The sequence below is a fragment of the Spongiibacter sp. genome, from assembly GCF_984394615.1.
This window is the reverse complement of record NZ_CFHTQA010000019.1, coordinates 1-26353: the sequence shown is the minus strand read 5'-3', so window position 1 is coordinate 26353 and position 26353 is coordinate 1. Positions and strand designations below refer to the sequence as shown.

The window sequence follows — 26353 nt, the reverse complement described above, 5'->3', positions numbered from 1 at the left end:
TTGGGCGGGCCGTCCTATTTGGCTTGGGCCAAGGTGACCGGCTGTGTGTTTTCCAGCGCGTTTAGAAACGCGACGATGCTGGCGGTATCGGCATCGCTCAACTCGCGACCCAGTTGCAGCCAGGCCATCTGCTTGACCGCTTCGTCCAGTGTCGCCACCGCGCCATCGTGGAAATAGGGGGCGGTGCGGGAAATATCCCGTAGTGACGGCACCTTGAACACATAGCGGTCGCTGGCCTTGCCGGTCAGTTCCTCGCGGCCTTTGTCCTCGGTATTGGCATAGGGATGCACACTACCCATTTTCTGATACATGGAGCCGCCCAGCAGCGCGCCACTGTGGCAGGCAATGCAGCCGGTTGATATGAAGGTTTTCAGGCCTTGTTTCTCTTGTGCGTTCAAGGCGGTGTCATTGCCCTTCAGGAACTCATCAAAGCGATCGCGGGTGATCAGCGTACGTTCGAACGCGGCAATCGCAGCGGCGATATTGTCGTAGTTCAGAGCGCTGTCTTCGCCGGGGAACGCCTTGGCGAAAGCGTCTTCATAACCGGCCTTGCGCAGTCGTTTCACTGCAGTTGCCTCATCGGGTACCGCCATTTCTACCGGGTTGAGGATCGGGCCTTTGGCTTGCTCTTTCAGATCAGCGGCGCGGCCATCCCAAAATTGGGCGAGATGGAAGCCAGCGTTAAACACACTGGGTGAGTTGCGATTGCCAAAGCGGCCTTCCAGTGCGCCCGGAGAGGTGGGGTTGTTGTCCACGCCGGCGCCCTGATTGTTGATCTGGTGGCAGCTATTGCAGGACTGCTCGCCATTGATCGACAGTGCAGTTTCAAAATAGAGTTTTTCGCCGAGTGAAATCAGCGCGGGGCTGTCGTTCTCTGCCCCCGGCATGCTTTCCGGCAGGGGTTTGAAAAAAGTTTGAGCCTGGGCGCGAAGCCCGGCGTCGGCCGCTGCTGATGTCGCCGCGAGGATCCCGGCAATATTTAGGCAGGCAATGGCAAGAGTCTTCTTGAACACGGCTTTTACGCTCCCTAACAAAAAAAGAAAGCTGCAATTCTATCGGCGTGTTGCGACGCGGTGAAATTCGTAGTCCCTATCGTCAGAATAGATTTTAACAATGAATAGCGCGGCGTTTCCTGCCGCAGGTGCTCTGTTTAGCTGCTGCCAGCGTAGTGATGCTAGCTACTCATTATCTGGAGCACACTATGCGTCGCTTGGTTTTATTGGCATTGCCCATCTCGCTGCTATTGGCGTGTGCCAGTCCACGTAAGGCGCTGCCCGTGCCCGCTAGCGTTGATCTTGAGCGCTTTATGGGAGACTGGTACGTCATCGGCTTCATACCGTTGTTCCCTGAGCGCAACGCTCACAACGGTATCGAAAGTTATGCCTTGCGTGAGGACGGGGGCGTTGCAGTTGCCTACCAGTTTCGCGACGGCAGTTTTTCATCCCCGCTGAAAACTTATCGGCCCACAGCGGAGGTCGTTCCCGGCACCGGTAATGCTCAATGGAAGATGCAATTCATTTGGCCGTTTGAGGCGGATTATCGCATTGCCTATGTGTCCGAGGATTACCGCGAAACCATCATTGCACGCGCCGCGAGAGACTATGTCTGGTTGATGGCGCGCTCACCGAGTTTGCCGGAAGCGCGCCTGCAGGCTTTGCGAATGCGTATCGCTGAGATGGGCTACGACATGGCAAAATTCCGCATGCAGCCGCAGCAGTGGCCAGAGGCCGAGTCGCGCCGAGCGCCTTTCCCTCAGGGCGATTGAGCTGCCATAGAACCCCGTTCTGAGCGTCTCACCCGTTTGGGTGTTTCATATTTTACTTACGCTCCTACTTCCCGTTAGCAGATTGCATGTGCACAGAAACGGTGCTAACTGTATGTGTGAGGTAGCTAATACCTCGTAACTTACATGCAGCAATCGCAATAACAATAACGAGAGAAGCAACTCTCATACTTACAATGATAAGGGAGTGGAAGCATGAAGAAGATGGACGCACTGTCCGGACTGGCACGGGCATCGCTGCCGGTCGCCATCGCCTTGGCCGTTACCCAGCCGTTGAGCGCGTCGGCACAGGTGCTGGAAGAAGTTCTGGTCACCGCCGAACGACGTGTCGAATCCCTGCAGGATACGCCGATCTCCATTACCGCACTGACCAGCGATGGCATCGACAAACGCGGCATTACCAACGCAGAAGATATGTTTGGCTCCATTCCCGGCATGGGCGGTGCAACCGTCCCCGGTTCGCGAGGCGCCTTGGGCATGAGCATTCGTGGCGTTTCCGCTGGCGGCGCCAATAATATTTCTCTGGACCCGGCGGTGGGCATGTATGTCGACGGTGTGTATGTCGGCAAAATGCTGGGTACCGCCATGGACGTTGCCCAGATCGAGCGCATCGAGATTCTGCGCGGGCCGCAGGGCACGCTCTATGGCCGCAACTCCACGGCGGGCGCGCTGAATGTGATTTCCCGCAAGCCCTTGGGTGAATTTGCCGCCGACGTTACGGTGGGTATTGGTAATTACCGCGCCCGCACCTTGAAGACCAATGTCGATTTTGACTCGATTGGTGAGATTGGCGAAGGCGCCGGTCGGCTTGATGCCGCCGTGAGCTTTATGTTCAAAGACCGGGACGGCCTCTATGACAACTACTCCGGTGGCGGAGATTTCGACAGCCTGAATCGCCGGGCCTGGCGCGGTGCTCTGCGCTGGCATCTGAGCGACAGCTTTGTGGTGGACTACGCCTATGACTACAGCAAGCTGGATGAGAACGGCTCTCTGCAGAAAGTGGTGGGGTTTACACCGCTGACAACGCAGGGCACCAATCGCGTTGATTTCCTGCGAAATACGGTGTTGCCTGCAGCGCAGGGCTTTAACCTGAATCCGGTTGCAGATCCCCGGATCGCCGCGCGATGGATACCGTCGATCAATGAAACAATAGCGGCGTATGAACGCGCTGAAGCTCGCGGCGAGGGGCGACCGGATGGGGGTTGGGCTGATGACACGCCAACCAGTGAGAATGAGTCCAACGGGCATGCGATTACTGCAGAATGGAATCTCGGTGAGCTAGGTTTCCTGGGGGACGTCACCTTCAAATCCATCACGGCGTATCGCGATATTGAAACCTATGTCTTTGGGGATATCGACGACATCGATAGCAGCCTCGATGCAAATGGGATCGGCGCCTACAACGATAACTTACACGCTACTTTGCTACAGTATTACGCTAATAGCGGAGGAGCCAGCTTTCCTGGGGTCGATGTACTGTGGGACGCTGTCGATTTGAACGGTGCCGGTCACACCAAGCAGGATACGCTGTCGAATTACGAACAGGTCTCGCAAGAACTCCAATGGCTGGGTGCCACTCAGCAACTGGACTATGTGTTGGGCCTGTATTGGTTTGGCGACGAATCAAAGTTCGATCGGCGAGCTAATTTCTCGTCGCCGCTGGCGGGTGTCCAAGCCCAGAAATATGAGCTCAATACCGCGGCGCGTGCAGCCTATACACAGGGCACCTATCGCTTTGCCAGTTTAAGTGATCGGCTCGCGCTAACCGTGGGGCTGCGTTATACCGAAGAGAAGAAGGCTATCGACTATGATTTTGGTGCTGTCCTGACTCCGTTTGGCTTGTCGCCCGCGCAGATGGCAAATCGCAATAATCACTTTTACAACTTCAGTTATAACGCCACCGTTGCCTACGATGTAACGGATCAGCTTAATGCCTTCGTTCGCTATGCAACCGGTTATCGTTCCGGCGGTTTTAATGGTGAAGTGTTCGATAACGGCTTTGAAGAAGAGCTGATGAAGCAGTTGGAGGTTGGTGTGAAGTCTGACTGGTTCCAAAACCGGCTGCGCGTGAACGGTTCGCTGTACGCTTATGACTACGATGATATGCAGACGAGTACCGTGTCGATATCCCCGGGTGGCCAGGCAACCACCACGATCATCAATGCCGGCCGCGCCGAGCGTTGGGGGGGCGAGCTGGAGGTGTCTGCCGCGCCGATAGAGAATATGGTGGTCAGTCTGGGTTATTCCTATATCCACGGGGATTTTGAAGAGTATCCCGATACCTGCGATGCCAATACCTGTATTGAGGCCGACGATCTTGCCAAGCGCAGTAATTCACCGAGCAATAAGGTGAATGCCAGCTTGGATTACACCTTCGCCACAACGTCTATCGGGGCCTTTAATCTTTTCCTCGACGCTACCTGGCAAGACCAGTGGAACTCCATTGGTTTTGTGAGTTCGGTGACCAGTGATGGCATGGGCGGGGAGGAGCCCTACCAATATGACTTGAGTCCGATGGACGAGCGGTTAATCGTCAATGGCCGTCTCAGCCTGCGGGATATCCCGGTGAAGCAGGGCGATCTCAGTGTCTCGCTTTGGGTGAACAATATCACTGATGACGACTACCCGACTTTTGGCATTAACTTCCAAAGCCTGGGTTTGATTACCGAGCAGTACGGTCCGCCGCGCACCTACGGCCTGGACGTGCGTTACCGCTTCTAAGCGCTGCCTGCCAATCTCACAACGCGACCTGCCTGCAGGTCGCGTTTTTTTATGCCTGTAATATCAGGTACTGCTGAGAAGCTGCCGGATGAATTGATATTGACTCAGCATAAAGCCGCGCGTGAGTCGGGATTTTGGTGCCATTGCATCGAAAGCATGTGGTCCACCCTCTACGACCTCCACATTGCAGGGAACACCAGCGGCCTGGAGCTGCTCTGCGTATTGCAGGTCTTCCTGGAAGAACAGATCAATACTTCCCACACCCAGCCAGGTGGGGGGGAGGTTCTCGAAGTGGCTGCGCCTGGCGGGTACGCTGTATTCCGGTACACTACTGCCTCCCGGCTCCTGGCCTAGATAGGCGCGCCAGCCAAGCAGATTGTTATGGCGGTTCCAGACATAATGTTTGAGATTCTGTATATCACTGCGCAGCACAGTTCGGTCGTCAAGCATCGGGTAGTACAGGACTTGGCCCAGCGGTTTAACCGGGCTGGTATCGCAGAGCTTTTGCACCAGTGCTGCCGCCAAACCGCCGCCAGCAGACTGACCGGCGACAATAATCCGATCTCGCCGAATATTTAGCGAATCAGCATTATCCTGCATCCATTGCCAGCCAGCCGCACAGTCATCCAGAGGGCCGGGGAAAGCCGTTTGAGGAGCCAGCCGGTAGTCGACAGATACAACCAGCAGTTTAAGCTTGCGTGCATAACGCAGGCAGTCCGGCCCGTTCATGCGGTAAGAGCCCATTACATAGCCACCGCCATGAATCCACAGCATGGCTCCGTTTGGGGGGGTGGTCGGTGTATAGACGAGGAGCGGAACGCCAGCGGCCCTTGCTTCGCTTACTGTTACCTCAGGGATGGATTTAGGCGCTGGCAGGCTGCGGGACAAGCCGCGAATCACCGCACGCATTAGTCGACTATTAAGCGGCATGCTCGGAAAATATTTGGCGGCTTTGCGAAAATCGGGATGAACGGCATCGAGTTTCATCGTCAGTCCTTTGCGGCTTCGTTATCGTGCTGAAAAGCGTGGGCAGTGAATACCCATGTCGCTCTCAATAGTGCCAATGCAATCGTTACAGTGAACGCAACGGCTGCTGTTACTGGGGATAGCTGCAGCCTGTTTAGGCAGGTCGGGGTCGGCCAGTAGTGTACGTCCCAGTTGCACAAAGTCGAAGCCTTCGGTCATCAACTTTTCAAAGCTCTCATTGGAGCTGGCACCGCCGCCACAGCCGCTGAGTAACAGGGCCGCCACAATGGATGCCGCGACAGGGCGTAAACGACGGAGCTGTGTTGTTAATCGCGCGATATATAAAGTTCGTAACATCTCAAAAAACTCCCGGTATGAGTAAAACGTAAACGAACGCCATCTTTTCGCTCGTGTCTCTGCGGACAGTAGCGTGACAAGGCTCGGTATTTTTGCCGCCAGTCCATCTGTCTTTGATAAGCACAGTTAAGCGAAGGCGGGGTGTTGCTTGCTTGGGTCAGGGGGAATGCCGCCAATTCGTGAGCGCCGCCAGCCATTGCGCGTATTACTGCGTTGACCGGTGATACAGCGGCTTTTATCGATTTGGCATGAGGCCGACGTGTGCTTGCCTGGCGCCGAGGCGCCTGTCTGCCGTTCGCGAGCTTGAGTATTGCAGTAAGGGCTTCTCCTTTCTCAATAGACTTGTTTTGTGTGATGGGGATGAAGTATGTTTTTGTAAACGATTACATAATAATGTCAAGCCTGAGACCGGAAAGTCCTCCTGTTTTGGGCGTGGGGGCTCAGGATTTATGCGCAAGTTCTCCATTTTTTCGATGGCAATGCTGCTTTTGCTCTTCGCGGTTAACGCTCAGGCACAGGCGCGCCCGAATATTCTGTTGTTGGTGGCCGAGGACCTTGGCCCGCGCCTGAACAGCTTCGGTGATTCGCTGGCGCAGACCCCCAATCTTGATGCACTGGCCAGTAATGGTGTGCGCTTTGATCAGGTGTTTGCGACCGCCGGTGTTTGTGCGCCCAGCCGGGCTGCACTGATTACCGGGGTTCATCAAAACAGTTTTGGAGCAGGGCATATGCGGGCTTCTGACGGGCTTGGTGGCGACTACCTCGCGGTACCCCCTCATGACCTGAAGGCCTTTCCGGAATTGTTGAGAGCCGCGGGTTACTACACCTATGTGAATGACAAGCTGGACTACCAGTTTTCGGGAACACAGCCGGGCTCGGGGCCGTTTACGATCTGGGATCAGGAATCGAGCCTCTTCTCGCCGGTGAGCTGGCGAGATCGTCCCGCGCAGCGGCCATTTTTCGGTATGTACAATTTCATGGAAACCCATGAATCCGGTCTGTTCCCGCGTTGCTGCTGGCCTCGCAGTGGCCTTCACGCCCTGATGGCGGCCATGCAGATATACCGGCATTGGGGTGAGCCATCACCCGTGAGCGAAGAGAGGGTAAGTGTGCCGCCTTACTACCCTGATACGCCTGCGGTGCGCCGCGACATTGCCCGTCAGTACAACAATATTGCGACGATGGACCGGCGTGTTGGCGAGATTATGACTGCCTTGCAGCGAGAGGCGCTGCTGGATTCGACGATTATTATCTGGCTGTCTGATCACGGCGATGGTCTGCCCAGAGCCAAGCGCGAACTGTTCGACTCGGGGCTGCATGTGCCGATGATTATCTACTGGCCTGAGGCGTTCCGCCCCGGCGGGTTATCGCCCGGTCAGGTGGACTCACGCTTGATCAGCTTCGTGGATCTGGCGCCTACGATTTTAAAAATGGCCGGTGTTGCTCCCCCGGCCTTTATGCACGGGCAGGATTTTCTGGATCGGGGGCATCCCCCGCGGCGCTATATCTATGCCGCGAAAGATCGGATGGATGAGGTCGAGGATCGCCAGCGGGCGGTGCGTGATCATCGCTACAAGTACATCCGCAATTACCAGTCTGGCCGCCCTGGCGCCCAGCCGCTGGCGTTCAGGGACTATCTGGGCAGTATGCAGTCACTCTGGGCGGCAGAGCGGAAGGGGGAGTTGAATACGGAGCAGGCACAATGGTTTGCACCGCGCCCTCCCGAGGAGCTCTACGATACTCAGCTCGATCCCCATGAGGTTCGCAACATCGCATCGTTGCCCGCCTATCGCCCGATTTTGCTGCGTATGCGGCAGGCGCTGCATCACTGGCAGCGCGAGGTGCCTGATATGGGCAGTTTGAAAGAGTCCGAGATGGCCGAGCGTTTCTGGCCGGGCGGTCAGGCGCCGATAACGGCGAAGCCTGAGCTGGAATACACGGCCGCGAAAAGTGAGGTCCGTATAGTCGCTGGTACGCAGGGAGCGTCGGTCGGGTATCGCGTCAATGACGGGCGCTGGCTGCTCTATCGTGACCCGGTACCCGTTAAAGCGGGCGACCGGGTAGCCTCAAAATCTGTGCGCTATGGCTGGCGCGAAAGCCCGGTGGTCGAGCTGGTGGCGCCGTAAGTGAGAGCTTACTGATCCGCTGCCGGGAGGAGGGTCAGCAGGCTGTCCAGCTCTTGCTGGCTGACAATGCCGTCTTTGAAGAAACGCAGCGTGCCTTTGGGGTCCACGAGGAAAATCGCGCTGCCGCCGGGTTTGAGTTCCCAGGCCTGACGACCGTTGTCCATGTCGCCAATCAGCGGGCTGTCGGGGTATTTCCGCTTATTGTTCTCCAGTTCGGCGAGTGCGAATCCCGTCGCGCCGAATGGCACGTCGCGAACATTGATGATGTTGAAAATATTAACGGCTACGCCTTGAGCGCGCTTCTCGGAGACGGCGTCGACAACGTGGCGATTCACTTTGCTGGCTTTGGGGCGCGCCGCCATGTACTGCAGCAGGGCCCAGTCCCCATTCAATGAGCTGGTAGCCCAGGGGCGGTAGTCTATCGCTTTGCCGTTAAGGTGGAGTTCGCCCTTGTCGCGAATCTCCAGCGACGGCATCGGCTCGCCAACCGTTGGGCTTGCGGCATAACTGCTTAAGCTGAGCAGGAATAGTGTGGCCATAACGATAAAACGCATTGCTTTCTCCTTGTTTGGGTGTCGTACTATTCAGCGAATCGCCCATCGGTGGGGAGTCGCACATTGCCAGATGTGTGTCGAGGGCTCCAATCGTCTATTCGGGGCTTGTTTTTGGCCCCCATCTCTGCTTATTATGTAAACGATTACATAATAATAGTTGAAGTCGCCAGGCGGAAGCGCTGGGCGACGGGTATGGAGACCTTTACCCATGCAAAAATACTCACTGATTGTGGCCGTTGTGCTGCAGCTTTTGTTTTTTATTTCTGCCCATGCTGAGGATTATCCCGACGTGACGGATTCGGGACTGCGTATTGAAGAGGTGGTTGTCACCGTCTCCAAACGCAGCGAGTCGCTTCAGGATGTGCTGGGGTCAGTGTCAGCGCTTTCGGGCGAAATGATTGCTGAGCAGAATATTCAGGATTTCCGCAGCATGGCTGAACTCATGCCCGGCATGGTGGTGCAGGGGGAAGAGGCCGGCAGCGAGCAAGTGGCTATTCGCGGTATCAGTCGCACGCGCGACGGCCCGTCGCCAGTGGCCTTCCATGTGAACGATATGTTTTTGGATATGCGCGGCGAGCCGTATTACGACCTTCAGGCCGTTGAGGTGGTGCGCGGTCCGTCGGGCACCGCCTATGGGCGCAATGCCACCGCCGGCGCGATCAACGCCAAATGGCGAAAGCCGGAGTTGGAGTGGGGTGTCGGCGGCAGTTATCGGCAAACGGATCTCAACTCCAAGGAGCTGCGCGCCTATGTGAACATGCCGCTGCTCGGTGAGGATGACGACCGTTTGCTGGCGCGGGTGGCGGCAGTAGCGCGCGAGAAAGACGGTACCTATAACAATCTGCTGACTCCCGATGACGCCGATCCGGGCAACCTGCAGGATCGTTTTCTGCGCATTTACCTGACCAGTCAGCTGACGGATTCCCTCGCGCTTGGTCTGCGGGCCATCAAGTACCAGTATCGTACCAATGGCACGAATACCGTTTTTTCGCCCTCGAGGGCCACCAGGAACAGCGGCGAGCTGGAGCAGTTGGGGGCCGAGTCGCTGCCCGACGATCTGACGATCGTCCGTTCCACAGCGCATGAGCGTTTTGGCAATTTCGAAGAAGACTTTACACGGGTGTCGGGCGACATCACCTGGTCGCTCGAAGACCTGCCCTTGCTGGGCAGTATGGACGTGGTGTTTGTCGGCGGCGAGATGCGTCGCGACTGGCGCTCGGTGTTCGACCTTGACGGCACCGAGGCAGCCATCACCGATGGCCTTTCCGAGCACCCCAGCGATGTTCGCCGTTCCGCAGAGCTGCGCTTTGTGTCTACCAACGCCAGCGGCTTCGACTGGTTGCTGGGCTTTTTTGCCTATCGCAAAGTGGATGACTGGAATCAGGCCATTGATGTTCGCAGTCACCTGTCGGCCTCAACGGTTGGCCTTCCCGATTGGCTGGACTTCGTCTCCATGCCGATTACCGCCGAAGTGCGGATTGATGGCATCCATATTGTTGATGACAGCAAGGCGGCCTTCTTCAATATGAATATGGATCTGGGCGAGCTGCTTGGGCTGCCCAACATTGAGGTGTCGGCAGGTATTCGTCATAACCGGGATGAATTCACCAACGAAACCGACAGCTCGGTGAACGCACTGGTAACGCCCATCGGCACCTTCCCGCTGGTGCAGGAAGAGAACATCAACCAGTACGCGGCATTCGAAGAAACCACCGGCGAGCTGGGTGTGCGCTGGTTCTACAGTGAAAGCGGTATGGCCTATGTGAAGGCCGCGCGCGGCTACAAGCCGGGACTGGCGCAGCGCATTGAAACCCTCGATGAAGGGGTGCTGCAGAATCCGGTCGATCCCGAGTTTCTGGATTCTATCGAGCTGGGCTGGAAGGCGAGCTTTTTGCAACAGAGTCTGCAGACCAATATGGCCTTGTACATGTACGACTACCAGAACCTGCAGGTCAGCCAGATTACCCCCGGCGGTGTCATTACCGAGAATGCGGCCGAAGCGACAATTCAAGGGCTGGAAATGGATGTGCGCTGGATGCCGACGGCGAGCTTCAGCCTGATGGGCGGTTTTGCCTGGACCGATGCCAGCTATGACCGTTATTGCGGCAATGATCCGGTGCGTGAGCAGGGTGATCCGGCACCGGGCTGTGATGCCGAAAACCCCTTCGACTTCTCCGGCGCGACGCTGCCTGCATCACCGGAGTTTGCGGTATCGCTGCTGGCCAGTTACCTGATTGATCTGAACGACTGGGGACGATTGACGGCCTCGCTGCAAACCAGTTGGACGGATGAAATTAACCGCCGTGGTCTGGGCAATGACGAGGATGTTGTCGAAGCCTATACCAACAGTTCGGTCCGACTGGGCTGGGAGCATGTCAGCGGGCAGGTGAAGATCACCGCATTTGTGGAGAACCTCGAAGACAACAGCGATCTGTTCTTCTCGGCGGCGCCGCTGTTCCTGGGTAGCGACCGGCCCAATCAGCTGACTCTGGTCGGTAATCTGCCGCCGCGAACCTCCGGTGTGGAACTGGAGCTGAGATTTTAATGAACAAGGAGCCCATTGCGATGGCGACCTCTTCTATTCGTCCCACGCGCGTGTTGCTGGGGGTCGCGCTGGCGCTCTACCTGTATGCGCTGCTCGGGGCGACGGCAACACTGTTTTATGAGCTTTACCACCTGACGGGATTCGGCGCGATTTATTACGGCTACAGCGCGTTTAAGGCGGCGGCCTACTATTTCGGAAGTTGGGAATACCAGTGGCTTGCCTGCCTGCTTGTGGGAGCCTTGGTGGCGCTGCCCTGGTGGCGTTTTTTGCGCAGTGCAATAGGAGGACGGGGATGAACCGGCGAGAGTTTCTTGAGTGCGCCGCACTGCTGATTGCAGGCGCGAGTGCCAGTCAGTTGGGGGTATCGCTGACCCATGAGCAGCGTCAGCATCTGGCGGCGGCACCGAACTATATTGACCACAAGGTCGAGTACCTCACGGCCGCGCAGAAAAGCACGCTGGCCATGCTGACCGAGACGATTATTCCGCGCACCGAAACGCCGGGGGCGATGGATGCCGGTGTGCCGCGCTTTGTCGAGCTGATGGTCTTTGAATGGCTGAACGAGGACGAGCGCCGACTCTTTCTGGAAGGCTTCAATGCACTGATGACCACGGTGCAGGAGCAGTATCAGCAGCCGTTCGATGAGCTGCCCGAATCGACCCGTGTTGACATTCTCGACGATCTGGAGCGCGAGGCCTCTGATTCCAGCTGGTACGCCTTTGGCGAAATCCCGGTGTATGTCAGCGATGCGCCATTTATCTGCCAGCTTAAAGAACTGACGATTTGGGGCTTCTTTACCTCCGAGGTGGGCGGCACGCAGGTGCTGCGTTACGAGGCCATGCCGATGAAATTTGATGGACACCGCAAGCTGGACGATGACGACAGCAGCTGGATGTCGGTAATGATTTGAGGAATGGCGATGATTGACGTTAAGCAGTATGAGTTTGATGCCATTGTGGTCGGCTCGGGAATCACTGGCGGCTGGGCCGCGAAAGAGCTGACGGAAAAAGGTTTGAAGGTGCTGGTGCTGGAACGTGGCCGCGATGTGCGTCACGGTGTGGACTATCTCGGCGAGCACGCCCCCGACTGGAAATTGCCGTTTCAGGGCAAACCGCCACGGGAACTCTATAAAGAACAGTACCCGGTACAGAGTACCTCCTATGCCTTTAACGAGGCGACACGCCACTTTTTCGTTAACGACCAGCAGAATCCCTACCAGACTGATAAGCCCTTCCACTGGGTTCGTGCCGATGTTGTCGGCGGGCGCTCGCTGCTGTGGGGGCGGCAAACTTACCGCTGGAGTCAGCAGGATTTTGAGGCGAACAAGCGCGATGGTCACGGCACCCCGTGGCCGATTGGCTACGAGGATGTCGCGCCGTGGTACAGCTATGTAGAAAACTTTATCGGTGTCAGTGGTGAAAAGCTCGGTCTGGACGAGCTGCCTGACAGTGAATTCCTGCCACCGATGGGGATGCACAAAATTGAGGAAACCATTCGCGGTCGCTTAAAGCGCAAAGCCCCTGACGCCAAAATGACCATCGGGCGGGCGGCGATTCTCACGGAAGACCATAATGGCCGGGCGTCGTGTCACTACTGCGGTCCCTGCCACCGAGGCTGCTCTACCGGCAGCTACTTCAGCTCGCAGAGCTCGACACTGCCTGCGGCAAGGGCGACCGGCAATATGACGCTGCGCCCCGACTCGGTTGTGGAAAAGCTGATCGTTGATCGCGACAGCGGAAAAATTTCCGAAGTGCGCGTCATCGACAGTAAAACGGGTGAGCGACTGCGCTTTCGCTCGCGACTGGTCTTTCTCTGCGCGTCCACGGTGGGCAGTACCCAGTTACTGCTCAACTCTGCCTCCGATGAGGCGCCCAATGGCCTGGCAAACAGCAGCGGGGCATTGGGCCATTATCTGATGGACCACGTGCACGGCAATGCGTCGATGGGGATATTCCTCGATGACATGGACAGCTATTGGTACGGCAACCGCCCCAATGGCTGCTACATCCCGCGCTTCCGCAATCTACCGGGGCAGGAGGAAGGTACTGACTTCCTGCGGGGCTATGGCATGCAAGCCAATATCGTGCGCCTGAACTGGAAAACCAGTTACCACCGCAAAGGCTTTGGTGCCGACCTCAAAAACGACTTGAGAAAACCCGGTCCCTGGATTTGGGTGCTCACGCCGTTTGGCGAAGCGCTGCCTGACAAGCGCAACCGCCTCTACTTACATCCCAGCAAAAAAGACCGTTTTGGCATTCCCCAAGTGGTCTTCGACGCCCAGTGGCGAGACAACGAATACAAGCTCTGGGCGGACGCGGTTGCACAGAGTGAGCGTCTGATGCGGGCGGCGGGTTCGGTTTGGATCATGCCGCAGGAAGAGGTGGAAAGTCCCATGGGCGCGGGTATTCACGAAATGGGAACAGCGCGCATGGGTGCGGACCCTTCCGAGTCGGTGCTCAACGGCCATAACCAGGCCCACGATGTGCCCAATCTGTTTGTGACAGACGGCGCCTGCATGACCTCCGCATCCTGCGTCAATCCATCGCTCACCTACATGGCGCTGACCGCGCGCGCCTGCGACTACGCGGTGAAGCAGATGCAGGCAGGGAATTTGTGAGCGTTTCCACGCGATTTTCACGAGGTGTATTTCAACAATGAAACTCTGGATAAAGCGCAGCCTTTGGACGCTGCTGGCCGTCGTACTCCTGCTTGGCGGAACGGCGTACTACCAGCTCCGGTCTATGGGAGTCTTTCCGCGCTACGACTATGACACCATGCCGCCGACCTTGCCGACCTTCAGCAAGCCGGCGGTGCTGGTATTCACCAAGACCAACGGCTTTATTCATAAAGATGCGATTCCCGTGGCCAAGCGCGTGTTGGGCAAACTGATCGCCGAGCAGGGCTGGGAAGCGTACCTCACGGATAATGCGGCCGTGCATTCTCCAGAGCTGCTTGAACAGTTCGATTTCATTATCTGGAACAATGTGTCGGGTGATGTGCTGACCGAGCCGCAACGCGCGGCACTGAAACAGTGGCTGGAAAGTGGTGGCGGCTGGCTGGGGATTCATGCCTCGGGCGGCGACCATAGCTACCTGTGGTCCTGGTATGGCGACACCCTGCTGGGCGCACAGTTTATTGGTCACACCATGCACCCGCAGTTTCAGGATGCCGATGTCCTTGTGGCCGATGACACTCTGGCCGTTACCGATCATCTGCCCGCGCGATGGACGGTGGAAAAGGAAGAGTGGTACGCCTTTGCCAATAACCCGCGTGATAAAGGTTATGAAATTCTGTTGACCCTCGACGAGGACTCTTACCGCATCAAGGGCGAAAACTTCTTCGGTAACGACCACATGGAGGGCGAGCACCCCATTGCCTGGCGGCACAAGCTGGCTGAAGGGCGGGTGTTCTACAGTGCCATTGGTCATCAGCCCTATACCTATGAATTGCCGATGTATCAGGCCTTTCTCGTCAAGGCCATGCACTGGGTGCGCGGCGCTGCTGAACCGCAGGCCGACGCCGAGGCGGTCGCGAGTGATGAGGGAGGCGAATGATGCGTCGCAAGATTCGTATGGGGATGGTCGGGGGTGGCCCCGGCTCGATGATCGGTCCTATTCATCGTCTGGCGGCACGTCTTGATGGTGAGGTTGAGCTGGTTTGCGGGGCTTTCTCCCGAGACCCCGAGCGGAGTCGGGAAACTGCCGAGTCCTTGCATTTGCCCGCCGAGCGGGTCTACCCCGACTATCGGGCGATGATGCAAGGCGAAGCCGCGCTTCCCGACGGGGAGCGCATGGATTTTGTCGCCGTTGTGACCCCGAACGACAGTCACTTTCCGGTTGCCAAGGCGGCGCTTGAACATGGCTTTCATGTGCTGAGCGACAAACCTGCGACCAAGTCGCTGGACGAAGTCGAGCAGCTTGCCGCAAGCCTTCAGCAAAGCGGTTTGCTCTACGGTCTGACCCACACCTATGCCGGTTATCCGATGATCAAGCAGGCGCGCAGTATGATCGCTGCGGGCGCGCTCGGGCGTGTGCGAAAAGTGCTGGTGGAGTATCCCCAGGGCTGGCTGGCGGAGGCGGGCATCGAGGCCCATAGCCGACAAGCGGCATGGCGTCTCGACCCCAATCAGGCGGGTGTCAGTAGCTGTGTTGGCGACATCGGTTCGCATGCCGCTCAGCTCAGTGAATATGTGGCCGGTACGGCGATCTGCGAAATCTGCGCCGACTTGAATGCCGTGGTAGACGGTCGGCAAATGGATGACGATGCCACGGTCCTGCTGCGGTTTGAGAATGGCGCGCGCGGGGTGTTGATTGCCAGCCAGATCTGCGCCGGTGAAGAGAATAATCTGAAGCTCAGAATCTATGGTGAAAAAGGCGGCTTGGAGTGGCAGCAACACGAGCCCAATACCTTGTGGTTGAAGTGGATTGATCGCCCCACCGAGATGTTACGTGCGGGCGGTCCGGGCCTGACGGAGCTTGCGCTCGCCAATTGCCGCACGCCCGGCGGACACCCCGAGGGCTATCTCGAAGCCTTCGCCAACCACTACCGTAATTTTGCGGGCCAGATTCGCGCGCGGCTGGAAGGCCGGGCCGCAACGGCGATCGAGAGCGATGTCCCTGACATCGTCGATGCTCTGCGCGGTATGCGTTTTATTGAAGCGACGGTCAGCGCCGCAAGCACTGATCAGAAATGGCACCGCTTACCCGCCTTGATGGCGTTGGAGAATCAGCTATGAAAGGTCCGGCTATATTTCTTGCTCAGTTTGTCGGTGCTGAGCCGCCCTTTAATACGCTGGAGGGCTTGTGCCGATGGGCCGCTGAACTCGGCTACAAGGGGATTCAACTGCCGAGCTTTGAGCGCAATCTTATCGATCTGTCTCTGGCGGCGGAGAGTCAGGATTACTGTGACGAACTGAAAGGCCAGGTCAACGCGGCGGGGCTGGAGATATCCGAGTTGTCCACGCATTTGCAGGGGCAGTTGGTTGCCGTGCATCCCGCTTACGATGAACTGATGGACGGCTTTGCGCCGCAGGCATTGCGCGGCAAGCCCGCCGAGCGTCAGGCATGGGCGGTCGACCAGCTTATGCTGGCCGCGAAGGCGAGTCAGCGCTTAGGGTTAACGGCGCACGCGACCTTCTCCGGCGCCCTGTTGTGGCAAACCTTCTACCCGTGGCCACAGCGTCCGGCCGGGCTGGTTGACAGCGGGTTTGCAGAACTCGGTAAACGCTGGCGGCCTATTCTGGACGCCTTTGATGAGGCAGGGGTGGACTGCTGTTTTGAAATTCACCCCGGTGAAGATCTGCATGACGGCGCCAGTTTTGAGCGTTTTCTGGAGGCCGTGGATCAGCATCCGCGCGCGAATATCCTCTTCGATCCCAGCCACCTGCTGCTGCAGCAGCTCGACTATCTGGCCTTTATCGACTTGTACCACGAGCGCATCAAAGCTTTTCACGTGAAGGACGCCGAGTTTCGCCCGAATGGTCGAAGCGGGGTCTACGGCGGCTATGACGCCTGGGTCGATCGTCCCGGTCGTTTCCGCTCTCTGGGCGACGGACAGGTCGACTTCAAAGGGATTTTCAGCAAGCTGGCTCAATACGGCTACGAAGGCTGGGCGGTACTGGAGTGGGAGTGCTGCCTGAAGCATCCCGAGGATGGCGCGCGGGAGGGCGCGCCATTTATTCGCGATCACATGATACGACTGACGGACCGCGCCTTTGACGATTTTGCCGGTGTTGGCAGTGACGAGGTTTTTAATCGCCGAGTCCTGGGCTTGAGCTAGCGGGCTGGCGACGTCTACATACTAATAACGGGGAAATCACCACATGAGCGATGCACTGGATCGCAAACGTCTATTTTTGGTCGGGAATCTGTCGATCTTTATGATTGGTCTGGGGTTCGCTGTGCGCGCCAGCATCGCCTCCGACATTCAAAACGATTTATTCAATCAGTTGGATCTGGCGCGTTCGGCGGGGCTGGTCGGCGAGGTACTGGGGGCAACGTTTATCGGCTTCGCTCTGACCCTGTTATTTGGCAGTGCACTGGTTGACCGTATTGGTATGCGCGTCATGCTGCTTTTCTCGGCGCTGGGTTATATTATCGGCAGTGCGCTGGTACTGGCGGTGTCCTTTATGCCGGTTTCCATGCTCAGCTACTGGCTGATTTTTGCCGGCTTCCTGTTAACCGGTTTGGGGTGGGGCGCGGTGGAGGCTGCCAGCAACCCGATGGTTACGGCGGTCTATCCCGAGGAAAAGACCCATCGACTGAATATTCTGCACGCCTGGTGGCCAGCCGGTATTGTGGTGGGCGGCATTGCCGGACTGGCGTTTGTCGAGCTGGGTCTGCCCTGGCAGGTCAATTTGCTGATGCTGGTGTTGCCGGCCTGCTGGCTTGCCTATCTCACCCTGTCTACGCAGTTTCCCGTTTCCGAACGCGTGCAGTCAGGCGTGTCCTACGGCGATATGTTCAAGGAGCTGTTCCGGGCTCCCGGCTATTTCATCTGGTTCTTCTGTATGATGATCACTGCGGCTGCGGAGCTGGCTCCGGGGCAGTGGGTTGATCTGTCCTTGACCAATATTGTGGGGATGCCGGGCATTCTGGTACTGATTTATGTCAGTATGCTGATGTTTGTCATGCGCCATTTTGCCGGTGCGATTGCCAAGCATATCTCTTCCGTTGGCTTGCTGTTCTTCGGTTGTATTTTCGCGGCGCTGGGGCTGTACGGCCTGAGCTTGTCGACATCGCCGTTGACGGCCTTCCTGTCTGCGACGGTATGGGGGATGGGAGTGTGCTATTTTTGGCCGACCATGCTGTCGGTGGTCAGCGAGCGTTACCCGAAAGGCGGGGCGCTGTTTTTAGGGCTGACCGGCTTTGCCGCAGGCCTGTCGATACAGTTTGTACTGCCGCAGATGGGCGCGATTTTTGACAGCGCTAAAATAGAGGCCGCTGGCGGTGTCGCGCGGCTGTCGACCCTCGGTGGAGAGGAACTGGACGCCGTATTGCGTTATGCCTCGGTGGAGTCTTTTCAAGCCGTAGCGATACTTCCCCTGTTGCTGCTGCCGGTGTTTGGTCTGGTGTGGTGGCGCGATCGTCGCCAGCATAAAGAATGATTGCAGAGTAGTGATTGAATGGTAACGATAAAGGATGTTGCGAAGATGGCGGGGGTGTCGATTGCCACCGTCTCTCGCACATTGGCCGAGCCGGACAAGGTGTCGGAAAAGACCCGTAAAAAGGTTATGGAAGCGGTGGAAACCAGCGGCTACGTTGCCAATACTCTGGCCCGGAATTTTCGCCGTCGCCGTAGCAATATGGTCGTTGTGCTGGTGCCGGATATTGCGAACCCCTTCTTCTCCAATATTATTCAAGGTATCGAACGGGTCGCCAGTCGCCATCAATACCGTATTCTGCTGGGGGATACGCAGGGAGAGCAGGAGCGGGAGCAGGCCTATGCCGATCTGGTCTCCCAGCGGCAGGCCGATGGCGTGATTTGCCTGGGACGCAATATCCCATTCCGCTATCGAAAAGGGCGCAAGACTCTCGACCCCGACTGGCCGCCATTCGCTATGGCCTGTGAGTACCACGGTGAAATTCCGGTGCCCACGGTGTGCATTGATAACGTCGCGGCGGCCAGAGATGCCGTCAATCATCTTCTTGAGCTCGGGCATCAACGCATTGCCTACGTGAACGGCCCGAGTGAATCACCGCTTTGTGAAGATCGCCTGCAAGGCTATGAGCAAGCCTTGAAAGAGGCGGGGCTGACGGTGGAGCCCGCACTGATCAAGCAGGGAGATTTTACCCTTGCTTCAGGCTATGACTGCACCGCGGCCTTACTGGCGGCGGCGAATCCGCCGACAGCGCTCTTTTGCGCGAACGATGAGATGGCGATTGGCGCGATGCAGGCCTGCCACGCAGCGGGCTTAAGCCTGCCCGGTGACATGTCGGTAGTGGGCTTTGATGATATCGGCTTCGCGGCCTATACCCATCCGCGACTGACCACCGTACACCAGCCGCGTAACCGCATTGGTGAGCAGGTCATGACCATGATGCTGGCGATGTTGGCGGGCAATACGCCTGCGGATTCGCGTATCGTACTGCCGCACGAGCTGGTTGTTCGCGAGTCGAGCGCGGCACGGGGCTGACGTCAGGGCAGTGTGTACTGCGAGGCGCCCAGCAGGCCGGGGTTGTCGTGCAGGACCAGCCGGACGGCGATCGGCTGGAGGTAATGCGCCATCGGCGCCTTGTTCTCGAAACGCTGACGGAAATCGCTGTTGGCCAGATGTTGCCGCAGTTTTGGCAGAATTCCCCCGGCCAGAAAAATCCCGCCCCGCGCGCCGCTACCCAAGGCTTGATCCCCCGCGGCGCTACCCAGCAAGCCCATAAACATCGCAATGGCATGACAGGCTGTTGCGTCTCCCGCTTCCGCCAGTGCACTGACGTCGCCGCCATTATTCGCGCGCAGAGGCTGATGGCTGATATGCGCGATCGCCTGATACAGCCGGTAGAGTCCAATGCCCGACAGGAAGCTCTCTCTGGAAAGCGGGATACCCTGTTCTCGCCAGTACGCGAAAACCTGTTGCTCGATCTCATTTTCCGCTTGAAGGCTCGTATGTCCCCCTTCGGTAGAGATGGCTTTGAAGTGTCCGTCGCAGGGGATCAATAGCGCGGCGCCCAGGCCGGTACCCGGACCGAGTACGGCCATCGGTGCAGAGAGATCAATACTGCCGCCCAGCGTCATCAGGTCGGCGTCTTGCAGGGCGGGAAGCGACAGCGCGATGGCTTCAAAGTCGTTGATGAAGGCGAGCTGTTGGATGCCGAATTGCCGTTGCAGAGCAAGGCGGTCGCACTGCCAATCCACATTCGTCATCTGAAAGCGGGTTTCGCTGACCGGGCCGGCCACGGCCAGGCAGGCTTCGTCGGGACTGGCTTTCACTTCATCAAGGTAGTGCTGTACGGCTTCCTCCAGCGTCGGAAAATCTGCGGCGCGTAAGCTGCATAGCTGTTCGGGTGCCCCACCGGCCTCGCTTAATGCGAGGCGACAGTTGGTGCCGCCAAGGTCACCAATCAGTCGTAATGCCATACGGAATCCTTGCTCGGCCGTGACCGTCCGCCGAGGCGGTGATCGTCGGCAGCGCGATTATCAATCGGAAAATCGTGTGTATCAAAGTTTATCGAGATGCATTCAGTGGGCCAATGACCTTTTGCGTCAACGGGGTATCAGATGGGGGGCTTATGAGTCATCGCGATAGATCATGATGGTAAGCTGTTTGGGGCCATGCGCGCCGATTTGAATCGTCTGCTCGACATCGGCGGTGCGCGATGGGCCGGTAATCAAGTGGAAGGCGCGCGCGCCCGTGTTCCCGGCAATGCGCAATGCATCGTGCAAGTAACGCACGATGTTGTGCTCCGTGATTCCCAGGTACAGGTGATCACAGAGATAGAGCTTGTGTGTTGCGGCGACGTGACTGTCCACACCGATACTGCCTGTTTCGGCAACCGCGATGGTGGCGCGAGTATAAAAGGCTGTGTCGTCCAGCGTGACTTCCTGTTCGCGCTGCTGGAAGCTTGCGTGGGCCCTTGCTGGAACGTGTTCGTCAAGATATCAAGACAGTGTTGCCTGATGGTGTTGGCCGTCAGATTCGCCCGCCGACGACCACCGGATTCAATGTCGACGGGGGTTAGATGGATGCCGTTTCGGTAGCGTGACGATGTTGGTCCGTCGTGGTGGTATCAGCCGCCTGAAGCCGCCACGTCGTTTAGTTGTGACGTATGCAAAGCGATTGGCATGAATGTTCAGGTAGCTGTCGTCGTATCGAAAAGTCACTGCTGTAGCATTCCCCACATTGTCGAACGCCATGTCGGCGAAACAGTATTCGCCGCTGTCGACATTGATCTAGCGGCGGTGTGAGGCAACTAGGCAAAGGGCTCAGTCAGCCCCCCGCGGTGGTTGCGACTTCTACCCAGCCCTTGATGCCATCGATATAAACAAAACGGGCGTTCAATGCGCTGACATCCCGCAGGTCGCCGTGGCGCGGCGGGTCGTAGCTCTCCAGTCCTTCCAGTGCCAGGCTGCTGGCCATGCTGGGTTTAGGGTTCAGCTCGGCGGGAAGCGTATTGAGGTGAAGTTCTTCCTCGCTCCATATCTCACCCTGGCGTTCAACGGGTTTGTTGGCGTGTTGGTCGGCAAACACAAAGACTGCGGCAGTGCCCGCCATTTTTTTGTAGTTCACAGTTGCTCCTCCCTTGCAGGTATTGCGTCACTGTAGAACGCGGCTTGAGGGAGGGCGCTGATTTGGATCAAGCGCGGGTCAGCCTTGTCGCGCTTATCGGTATCGAGTCCGGGGTTGTCCCTGGCGAGGGAGAATTGTCCGCAGGCACATCGCTGTGACGCGTGACCGCCGTACACGTCTCTCTACTGTGTTAAAAAGGCCGATACCGGCTATGCAGCGAATGCCCAAGAGGAGCTATGACAATGACAGATGCGTTTATTTTGCACCACTACGACCGCTCGCCTTACGCGGAGAAAGTGCGGTTGATGTTTGGTGTGACCCATAGCGAGTGGCAGTCGCTGTTGTCGCCGCCGTGGCCACCCCGGCCGAATGTTGACCCGCTGGCGGGAGGATATCGCCGCATTCCTGTTGCGCAGTGCGGTGCGGATATTTTCTGCGATTCGGCGGTGATTGCCGAGGAAGTCGCGCAGCGCACGGCTTGTCAGGCGCTGTCGCCCTATGGATTGAATGACGCGGACCAGTCGCTCGTATCACTGGCGGAAGGTGAGGCGTTCTTCTCGGCGATTGTGGCGGTGCCCAAGTTGCGTGCGTTGACAACGATGTTGATGGCCTTCGGCCCTTTCGGGGTTAGCCGTTTTATGAAAGACCGGGCGAGCCTGCTAAAAGGCGGGAAAGTCAGTCGCGTAACCCCTGAACGTGCCAAAGAGGTGTTAAGCGAGCTGTTTTCGGCAATGGCGTCGCGCTTGCAGCATCAGGACTGGCTGAGTGGTGATGCGCCGTCCATCGTGGACCTGTCGGTATACCACCCACTCTGGTTGCACGCGAACGTCAGCCGCCGCGCGCTGGTGGCACCCTCCGTTGTGACGGCGTGGTTTGCGCGTGTCGCGGAGATTGGACAGGGTCATCGCCGGGAGATCTCTCAAGGTGAGGCCTTTGCCGCCGCCCGCGATGCGGAGCCTGTGGCCGTGCCGACCAGTATCGACGACCTGCCGGTGGCATTGGGCACAACGGTAAACGTGGCGCCAGAGGATTACGGCCTGGTGCCGGTCAGCGGAGAGTTGGCCGCTGTCACTGATACACGGATTATTGTTGCCCGCGATACATCGCAGTTCGGGCGTCTGCATGTGCATTTTCCGCGCAAGAACTATTCGATTACGCCCCGCTGAGCCATCTTTTCACTCAGCAGCCTCCGGACTTCGCGTGCCCCCACGGCGAGGGCACGCGAAACTCGCAGTACGCTATTTTTTGCTTGCGGAGCTTGAGCCCAGCTCGATCATCGCCGCGTTATCTTCCAGCAGCTTGGGGCCGACGCCAGGAACGGCGAGCAGGGCCTCGCGGCTGGCAAACGGCCCGTTAGCCTCCCGGTAGCGCACAATGGCTTCGGCCCGTTTGGGGCCAATACCCTTGAGTTCGGTCAACTCTTCTGCAGAGGCGCGGTTGACGTCGAGAGCGTGAGTAAAGCTGGCACCGCCCAGCAAGGCAATCACCAGGGTCAGCAGGGCAGTAATGCGTGTCAGGGAAAGAGTATGCATGGCACAAGTCCTTTTGGTTTCACGATGATAATGTAGGGCGCCATCCGTTGGCGCCAATTCAGTCTAGCAGCAGTTCGTCGGAATGGCTTCCAGCATGCGGAATAAAAAGGCCCGCACAGTGGCGGGCCTTCTCGTTGGCGCTGGGGCGACTTAGCGGACTTTTACCTCTGTCCACAAACGGCTGACCAGTCGGCGCTCGCGGGATTTCTTGGCGGCGACGGTTTCCAGCTGCGCCAGTTGTTCTTCACTGGGGAAGATCGCATTGATCGCGAGAATTTCCGGTTCGATAAACGGCTGGGCAGCGGCGTTGGGGTTGCCGGTGCCGACGATGTTACTCAGCTCAGCCGCGTTTTCCGGGGCCAGCATGAAGTTGATGAACTGGTGGGCCAGTTCCGGGCTGCGGGCCTTCTTGGGGATGACCATATTGTCCAGTGCCAGCACCGCGCCTTGTTTGGGAAGCACAAAGCCAACGCTGAAGTCGCGCTGGGCATCGGCCGCGTCAGCGCGTGCCTGGAACATGTCGCTGGAATAGCCGTGGGCTACCCAGATATTGCCGACGGTCAATTCCTTGATGTAGCTCGATGAGTTGAACGCCGCCCAGTAGGGTTTTGCCTTGAGAATGACCTGCTGGGCTTCTTTCAGGTGCGCTTCGTTGTTGTCATTAATCGAGTAGCCCAGGTATTTCAGGGCAGCGGCGAACAGCTCTTCCGAATCGTCCATCACCGTGACCTTGCCTTTGATCTTGCTGAGCACAGCGGGATCAAAGATCACCGACCAGTCGCTGGGGTCGATGCCCAGCTCGGCCAGCTTTTGCTCGTTATAACCGACCAGCGTGGTGGTGAAGGCATAGGGCAGCGAGTACACGTTGCCGGGATCGTAGGCTTTGTTCATAAAACCGGGTGACAAATTGCCGATGCGGTCCAGTTTGCTCTTGTCCAGCGGCAGCAGAAAGCCCTGGGCAATCAGCGCTTCAACCGCATTCTGGGTCGGGATGACAATGTCGTAGTCGCCGCCGCCAGCCAGTAGCTTGGCCATCATTTCCTCAGTGGCGGAAAAATAGTCCTGCACCACGGTGCAGCCGCACTGGGACTCAAAGCGGGCGACGGTTTCGTCGGCGATATAGTCGTTCCAGTTAAACAGGTGAAGGGTTTTGTCGGCGGCCGAAACCGGCACCGCGACGACGGACAGACTGAACAGCAGAGAGCGCAGCAGGGATTTCACGGTGTGTATCCTCGGGTTAGATTCGCAGCGTTTGCGGCGAAAAGCGGGAAAGCGCGGTGATCAGAATCAGCGTCAACAGCATCAGCAGTGTCGATACCGCATTAACTTCGGGCGTGACCGCAATCTTGACCATGGAGTAAATCTCCAGGGGCAGGGTTGAGCTGCCGACACCCGCAGTAAAAAAGGTCACAACAAAATCGTCGATAGATAGCGTGAACGCCATCATCATGCCGGCGATAATGCCGGGCATCAGCAGTGGAAGGGTAATCAGGCGGAAGCTTTGCAGCGGTGTGGCGCCCAGGTCCCGGGCGGCCTCAATCAGGCTGTCGTCCATGCCCGCCATACGCGACTGCACTGCCAGTGCAACAAACCCAATACTGAAGCTGACGTGGGCGAGGATAATCGACACCATACCCAGGCTGATATTCATCAGCATGAACATCAGCAGCAAACTCACGCCAATCAGAATATCGGGCATCGCCACCGGGCCGAGTACCAGTGCCGACAGCCACTTTTGCCGGAAGCGGTGAATGGCAATGCCCGCCAGTGTGCCCAGAATGCCGGCCAACAGCGCGCTAACTGTGGCAATAATCAGCGAGTTCATCGCCGCTTTCAGCATGGCGGGATTATCGAAAAGCTGTTCATACCATTTCAGGGTGAAGCCCACCCACTCGGCGTTGAGCTTGGAATCATTGAAGCTGAACAGCACGACCACCATCAGCGGCAGATACAAAAAGGCATAGACCATCAGGGTGGCGCTGACCAGCAGGGCATTGTGTTTCATCAGCGCGCCTCCTTGCCGCCCGAGGCCTTGCCCGCGCGGCCGGCTACCAGCACCAGCAGGAGGGTAAAGGCGGTCAGCACCAGCGACAGCACACTGCCAAAGGGCCAGTCACGGGCCTCGACAAACTGCTGCTTGATGACATTGCCGATCATAATGCCCTCGGTGCCGCCGAGCAGGTCGGGGATGGCGAACATGCCGAGGGAGGGAATGAATACCAGCACGCTGCCGGCATAGAGGCCGGGCAAGCTCAGTGGCCAGGTGATTTTCCAGAAGCACTGGTGGCGACTGGCGCCCAGATCGCGGGCGGCATCGAGCAGCGCCGGATCGTGTTTTTCCAGATTGGCGTACAGCGGCAACACCATAAAGGGCAGGTGGACATACACCAGGCAGGTGATAACGGCGGTGCTGCTGAACATCAGGTTGACGGTGGGCAGGCCGACGCTTTCCAGCAGGGTGTTAAGGGCGACAGTGAGGGCACCCTGGGGGCTGAAAATAATCATCCAGGCGTAGATGCGCACCAGAAAGTTGCTCCAGAACGGCAGAATCACCAGCAGCAGGAGCAGGTCGCGGTATTTCTTGGGACTGCGGGCGATGGTCAGTGCCAGGGGGTAGGCCATCACGGCGCAGATGGCGGTGGTCAGCAAGGCAAAGCCCAGCGACTTGATCAACAGGCTGAGGTAAATGGTGGACTCAAACAGTCGCGCCCAATTTTCGGTGGTGAGGTCAAAACTCAGCGCGCCATCGTCCAGGTAATACCAGGGCGCGAGACCGCCATAGTCGCCGGGATACCGGAAAGAAGCCAACAGCATCATGAGCGTCGGCAGTGCGAAAAACAGCAGCAAATAGGCCGCCGGGGGCAGCGACAGCAGGGCGCGCCCCAGCTTGGCAGAAAGGTTCTTCACGCTAGCGCACCAGGTGTCCGGCGTCGTAACGCCAGCACAGTTCAACGGTATCACTGGGCTCAAACAGGCGGGTGCGGCCGGGAGCGCTGTTGGCCAGCAGCGCCTCAATACGCACACCGTCAGCTTCAATGATGTACACCGTGACGTCGCCCAGATAGAGCATGTCGTGCACCTCGCCGCGCACATGGAATTCGTCGTCGCCGCATTGCAGTTCTCGTGCCAGACGGATTTTCTCCGGGCGGAGTGTCAGCGCGCAGGCATCGCCGGGCAGAAAGTCGATTTCCTCGTTGGTGGGCACGGTCATCTCACCGAGCCCCGCCAGCGCAATACGCACTCGTTCACCGTCTTGCTCGATGACCTTGCCGTCGAGCAGATTGCACTGGCCGATAAAATCCGCCACAAAACGGTTATCCGGGCAGCTGTACAGTACTGAGGGTTCGTCGACCTGACTGATTTCGCCGTGCTCCATCACCGCTATGCGATGTGACAGCGCCAGCGCTTCGCCCTGATCGTGGGTGACATACACAAAGGTGATGCCGACCTCTTTCTGCAAGTTGATCAGCTCAATCTGCATTTGCTCGCGCAGTTTTGCGTCCAGCGCGGACAGCGGCTCGTCGAGCAGCAACAGGCGTGGACGATT

26 protein-coding genes are annotated in these 26353 nt (G+C 57.9%); 14 read left to right on the top strand and 12 right to left on the bottom strand.

Going from position 1 to position 26353, the window contains the following annotated elements; all coding sequences use genetic code 11:
- Positions 1–14: 14 nt before the first annotated feature.
- Complete coding sequence (locus tag AC5DB9_RS09000; RefSeq protein WP_272992608.1) at positions 15–1013, bottom strand: cytochrome-c peroxidase; 999 nt, start codon at positions 1011–1013, stop codon at positions 15–17.
- 188 nt (positions 1014–1201) lie between these two features.
- Between AC5DB9_RS09000 and AC5DB9_RS08995 the strand changes: the two genes are divergently transcribed.
- Both AC5DB9_RS08995 and AC5DB9_RS08990 read left to right on the top strand, forming a co-directional pair.
- Entirely contained in the window at positions 1202–1765 is a 564-nt protein-coding gene (locus tag AC5DB9_RS08995) for a lipocalin family protein (protein ID WP_272992610.1), read from the top strand.
- 213 nt (positions 1766–1978) lie between these two features.
- A complete protein-coding gene (locus tag AC5DB9_RS08990; protein ID WP_272992612.1) occupies positions 1979–4504 on the top strand; it encodes a TonB-dependent receptor in 2526 nt (841 codons plus the stop codon).
- 63 nt (positions 4505–4567) lie between these two features.
- Here AC5DB9_RS08990 and AC5DB9_RS08985 read toward each other — a convergent pair whose 3' ends face one another.
- Together AC5DB9_RS08985 and AC5DB9_RS08980 are read right to left on the bottom strand one after the other, a co-directional pair.
- The gene (locus AC5DB9_RS08985; protein WP_483436032.1) at positions 4568–5413 is read right to left on the bottom strand and encodes an alpha/beta hydrolase; all 846 of its coding nucleotides are present in this window, start codon (positions 5411–5413) and stop codon (positions 4568–4570) included.
- 99 nt (positions 5414–5512) lie between these two features.
- Positions 5513–5827, bottom strand: a complete 315-nt coding sequence (locus AC5DB9_RS08980) for a beta/alpha barrel domain-containing protein (protein WP_272992616.1) — start codon at positions 5825–5827, stop codon at positions 5513–5515.
- Positions 5828–6276: 449 nt separating this feature from the next.
- On the opposite strand from AC5DB9_RS08980, the gene AC5DB9_RS08975 reads away from it, so the two are divergent.
- Positions 6277–7953, top strand: a complete 1677-nt coding sequence (locus AC5DB9_RS08975) for a sulfatase family protein (protein WP_272992618.1) — start codon at positions 6277–6279, stop codon at positions 7951–7953.
- Between the two features lie 8 nt (positions 7954–7961).
- Here AC5DB9_RS08975 and AC5DB9_RS08970 read toward each other — a convergent pair whose 3' ends face one another.
- Entirely contained in the window at positions 7962–8507 is a 546-nt protein-coding gene (locus tag AC5DB9_RS08970) for a YtfJ family protein (protein ID WP_022960636.1), read from the bottom strand.
- A 208-nt stretch (positions 8508–8715) separates the two neighbouring features.
- Here AC5DB9_RS08970 and AC5DB9_RS08965 point away from each other — a divergent pair, with 208 nt between their 5' ends.
- From AC5DB9_RS08965 to AC5DB9_RS08925, 9 genes are read left to right on the top strand one after another with little or no spacing between them, the layout of a single operon-like run.
- Positions 8716–11052 (top strand): TonB-dependent receptor, encoded by a 2337-nt coding sequence (locus AC5DB9_RS08965; RefSeq protein WP_272992620.1) that lies wholly within the window; start codon positions 8716–8718, stop codon positions 11050–11052.
- Positions 11053–11072: 20 nt separating this feature from the next.
- Positions 11073–11348, top strand: a complete 276-nt coding sequence (locus tag AC5DB9_RS08960; RefSeq protein ID WP_483151479.1) for a hypothetical protein — start codon at positions 11073–11075, stop codon at positions 11346–11348.
- Positions 11345–11962 (top strand): gluconate 2-dehydrogenase subunit 3 family protein, encoded by a 618-nt coding sequence (locus AC5DB9_RS08955; RefSeq protein ID WP_022960639.1) that lies wholly within the window; start codon positions 11345–11347, stop codon positions 11960–11962. Before AC5DB9_RS08960 ends, AC5DB9_RS08955 begins: the two co-directional genes overlap by 4 nt.
- Positions 11963–11971: 9 nt before the next feature.
- Positions 11972–13669, top strand: coding sequence for a GMC oxidoreductase (locus tag AC5DB9_RS08950; protein WP_022960640.1), 1698 nt, complete (start codon positions 11972–11974; stop codon positions 13667–13669).
- A 37-nt stretch (positions 13670–13706) separates the two neighbouring features.
- Positions 13707–14606, top strand: a complete 900-nt coding sequence (locus tag AC5DB9_RS08945) for a ThuA domain-containing protein (protein WP_272992625.1) — start codon at positions 13707–13709, stop codon at positions 14604–14606.
- Complete coding sequence (locus AC5DB9_RS08940) at positions 14603–15787, top strand: Gfo/Idh/MocA family protein (protein WP_272992627.1); 1185 nt, start codon at positions 14603–14605, stop codon at positions 15785–15787. Before AC5DB9_RS08945 ends, AC5DB9_RS08940 begins: the two co-directional genes overlap by 4 nt.
- The gene (locus tag AC5DB9_RS08935) at positions 15784–16830 is read left to right on the top strand and encodes a sugar phosphate isomerase/epimerase family protein (RefSeq protein ID WP_022960643.1); all 1047 of its coding nucleotides are present in this window, start codon (positions 15784–15786) and stop codon (positions 16828–16830) included. Before AC5DB9_RS08940 ends, AC5DB9_RS08935 begins: the two co-directional genes overlap by 4 nt.
- A gap of 43 nt (positions 16831–16873) precedes the next feature.
- Positions 16874–18157 carry an MFS transporter gene (locus tag AC5DB9_RS08930; protein ID WP_273009151.1) on the top strand — a complete coding sequence of 428 codons (1284 nt, stop codon included), beginning with the start codon at positions 16874–16876 and terminating at the stop codon, positions 18155–18157.
- Positions 18158–18175: 18 nt separating this feature from the next.
- The gene (locus AC5DB9_RS08925) at positions 18176–19186 is read left to right on the top strand and encodes a LacI family DNA-binding transcriptional regulator (RefSeq protein ID WP_272993974.1); all 1011 of its coding nucleotides are present in this window, start codon (positions 18176–18178) and stop codon (positions 19184–19186) included.
- A gap of 2 nt (positions 19187–19188) precedes the next feature.
- Here the strand turns inward: AC5DB9_RS08925 and glk are convergent, their stop codons facing one another.
- Both glk and AC5DB9_RS08915 read right to left on the bottom strand, forming a co-directional pair.
- Positions 19189–20124 carry a glucokinase gene (gene glk / locus AC5DB9_RS08920; protein WP_272993973.1) on the bottom strand — a complete coding sequence of 312 codons (936 nt, stop codon included), beginning with the start codon at positions 20122–20124 and terminating at the stop codon, positions 19189–19191.
- 150 nt (positions 20125–20274) lie between these two features.
- Positions 20275–20580, bottom strand: coding sequence for an LUD domain-containing protein (locus tag AC5DB9_RS08915; protein ID WP_084495692.1), 306 nt, complete (start codon positions 20578–20580; stop codon positions 20275–20277).
- A gap of 249 nt (positions 20581–20829) precedes the next feature.
- Between AC5DB9_RS08915 and AC5DB9_RS08910 the strand changes: the two genes are divergently transcribed.
- Positions 20830–20952 carry a hypothetical protein gene (locus AC5DB9_RS08910; protein WP_281168412.1) on the top strand — a complete coding sequence of 41 codons (123 nt, stop codon included), beginning with the start codon at positions 20830–20832 and terminating at the stop codon, positions 20950–20952.
- 22 nt (positions 20953–20974) lie between these two features.
- Here AC5DB9_RS08910 and AC5DB9_RS08905 read toward each other — a convergent pair whose 3' ends face one another.
- Entirely contained in the window at positions 20975–21274 is a 300-nt protein-coding gene (locus AC5DB9_RS08905) for a hypothetical protein (RefSeq protein ID WP_272993972.1), read from the bottom strand.
- Positions 21275–21516: 242 nt separating this feature from the next.
- Between AC5DB9_RS08905 and AC5DB9_RS08900 the strand changes: the two genes are divergently transcribed.
- Complete coding sequence (locus tag AC5DB9_RS08900; RefSeq protein WP_272993971.1) at positions 21517–22440, top strand: glutathione S-transferase family protein; 924 nt, start codon at positions 21517–21519, stop codon at positions 22438–22440.
- Between the two features lie 72 nt (positions 22441–22512).
- On the opposite strand, the gene AC5DB9_RS08895 is transcribed toward AC5DB9_RS08900, so the two are convergent.
- From AC5DB9_RS08895 to AC5DB9_RS08875, 5 genes are all read right to left on the bottom strand, one after another.
- Entirely contained in the window at positions 22513–22806 is a 294-nt protein-coding gene (locus AC5DB9_RS08895; RefSeq protein ID WP_272993970.1) for a ComEA family DNA-binding protein, read from the bottom strand.
- 150 nt (positions 22807–22956) lie between these two features.
- A complete protein-coding gene (locus AC5DB9_RS08890) occupies positions 22957–24027 on the bottom strand; it encodes an ABC transporter substrate-binding protein (RefSeq protein ID WP_272993969.1) in 1071 nt (356 codons plus the stop codon).
- A gap of 16 nt (positions 24028–24043) precedes the next feature.
- Entirely contained in the window at positions 24044–24811 is a 768-nt protein-coding gene (locus tag AC5DB9_RS08885; protein WP_272993968.1) for an ABC transporter permease, read from the bottom strand.
- The gene (locus AC5DB9_RS08880) at positions 24811–25713 is read right to left on the bottom strand and encodes an ABC transporter permease (RefSeq protein ID WP_022960654.1); all 903 of its coding nucleotides are present in this window, start codon (positions 25711–25713) and stop codon (positions 24811–24813) included. Before AC5DB9_RS08880 ends, AC5DB9_RS08885 begins: the two co-directional genes overlap by 1 nt.
- A gap of 1 nt (position 25714) precedes the next feature.
- On the bottom strand, positions 25715–26353 hold a 639-nt coding region (locus AC5DB9_RS08875; protein ID WP_491732043.1), incomplete at its 5' end, for an ABC transporter ATP-binding protein.

Excerpts from the sequence above, each read along its gene's own strand:
- AC5DB9_RS08900 (WP_272993971.1), top strand. The coding sequence starts at position 21,517 with ATGACAGATGCGTTTATTTTGCACCACTACGACCGCTCGCCTTACGCG.
- AC5DB9_RS08980 (WP_272992616.1), bottom strand. The coding sequence starts at position 5,827 with ATGTTACGAACTTTATATATCGCGCGATTAACAACACAGCTCCGTCGT.
- AC5DB9_RS08995 (WP_272992610.1), top strand. The coding sequence starts at position 1,202 with ATGCGTCGCTTGGTTTTATTGGCATTGCCCATCTCGCTGCTATTGGCG.
- AC5DB9_RS08935 (WP_022960643.1), top strand. The coding sequence starts at position 15,784 with ATGAAAGGTCCGGCTATATTTCTTGCTCAGTTTGTCGGTGCTGAGCCG.
- AC5DB9_RS08990 (WP_272992612.1), top strand. The coding sequence starts at position 1,979 with ATGAAGAAGATGGACGCACTGTCCGGACTGGCACGGGCATCGCTGCCG.
- AC5DB9_RS08940 (WP_272992627.1), top strand. The coding sequence starts at position 14,603 with ATGATGCGTCGCAAGATTCGTATGGGGATGGTCGGGGGTGGCCCCGGC.
- AC5DB9_RS08960 (WP_483151479.1), top strand. The coding sequence starts at position 11,073 with ATGGCGACCTCTTCTATTCGTCCCACGCGCGTGTTGCTGGGGGTCGCG.
- AC5DB9_RS08895 (WP_272993970.1), bottom strand. The coding sequence starts at position 22,806 with ATGCATACTCTTTCCCTGACACGCATTACTGCCCTGCTGACCCTGGTG.
- AC5DB9_RS08925 (WP_272993974.1), top strand. The coding sequence starts at position 18,176 with ATGGTAACGATAAAGGATGTTGCGAAGATGGCGGGGGTGTCGATTGCC.
- glk (WP_272993973.1), bottom strand. The coding sequence starts at position 20,124 with ATGGCATTACGACTGATTGGTGACCTTGGCGGCACCAACTGTCGCCTC.
- AC5DB9_RS08885 (WP_272993968.1), bottom strand. The coding sequence starts at position 24,811 with ATGAAACACAATGCCCTGCTGGTCAGCGCCACCCTGATGGTCTATGCC.
- AC5DB9_RS08955 (WP_022960639.1), top strand. The coding sequence starts at position 11,345 with ATGAACCGGCGAGAGTTTCTTGAGTGCGCCGCACTGCTGATTGCAGGC.
- AC5DB9_RS08945 (WP_272992625.1), top strand. The coding sequence starts at position 13,707 with ATGAAACTCTGGATAAAGCGCAGCCTTTGGACGCTGCTGGCCGTCGTA.
- AC5DB9_RS08970 (WP_022960636.1), bottom strand. The coding sequence starts at position 8,507 with ATGCGTTTTATCGTTATGGCCACACTATTCCTGCTCAGCTTAAGCAGT.
- AC5DB9_RS08975 (WP_272992618.1), top strand. The coding sequence starts at position 6,277 with ATGCGCAAGTTCTCCATTTTTTCGATGGCAATGCTGCTTTTGCTCTTC.
- AC5DB9_RS08910 (WP_281168412.1), top strand. The coding sequence starts at position 20,830 with ATGAATGTTCAGGTAGCTGTCGTCGTATCGAAAAGTCACTGCTGTAGC.
- AC5DB9_RS08985 (WP_483436032.1), bottom strand. The coding sequence starts at position 5,413 with ATGCGTGCGGTGATTCGCGGCTTGTCCCGCAGCCTGCCAGCGCCTAAA.
- AC5DB9_RS08965 (WP_272992620.1), top strand. The coding sequence starts at position 8,716 with ATGCAAAAATACTCACTGATTGTGGCCGTTGTGCTGCAGCTTTTGTTT.
- AC5DB9_RS08930 (WP_273009151.1), top strand. The coding sequence starts at position 16,874 with ATGAGCGATGCACTGGATCGCAAACGTCTATTTTTGGTCGGGAATCTG.
- AC5DB9_RS08950 (WP_022960640.1), top strand. The coding sequence starts at position 11,972 with ATGATTGACGTTAAGCAGTATGAGTTTGATGCCATTGTGGTCGGCTCG.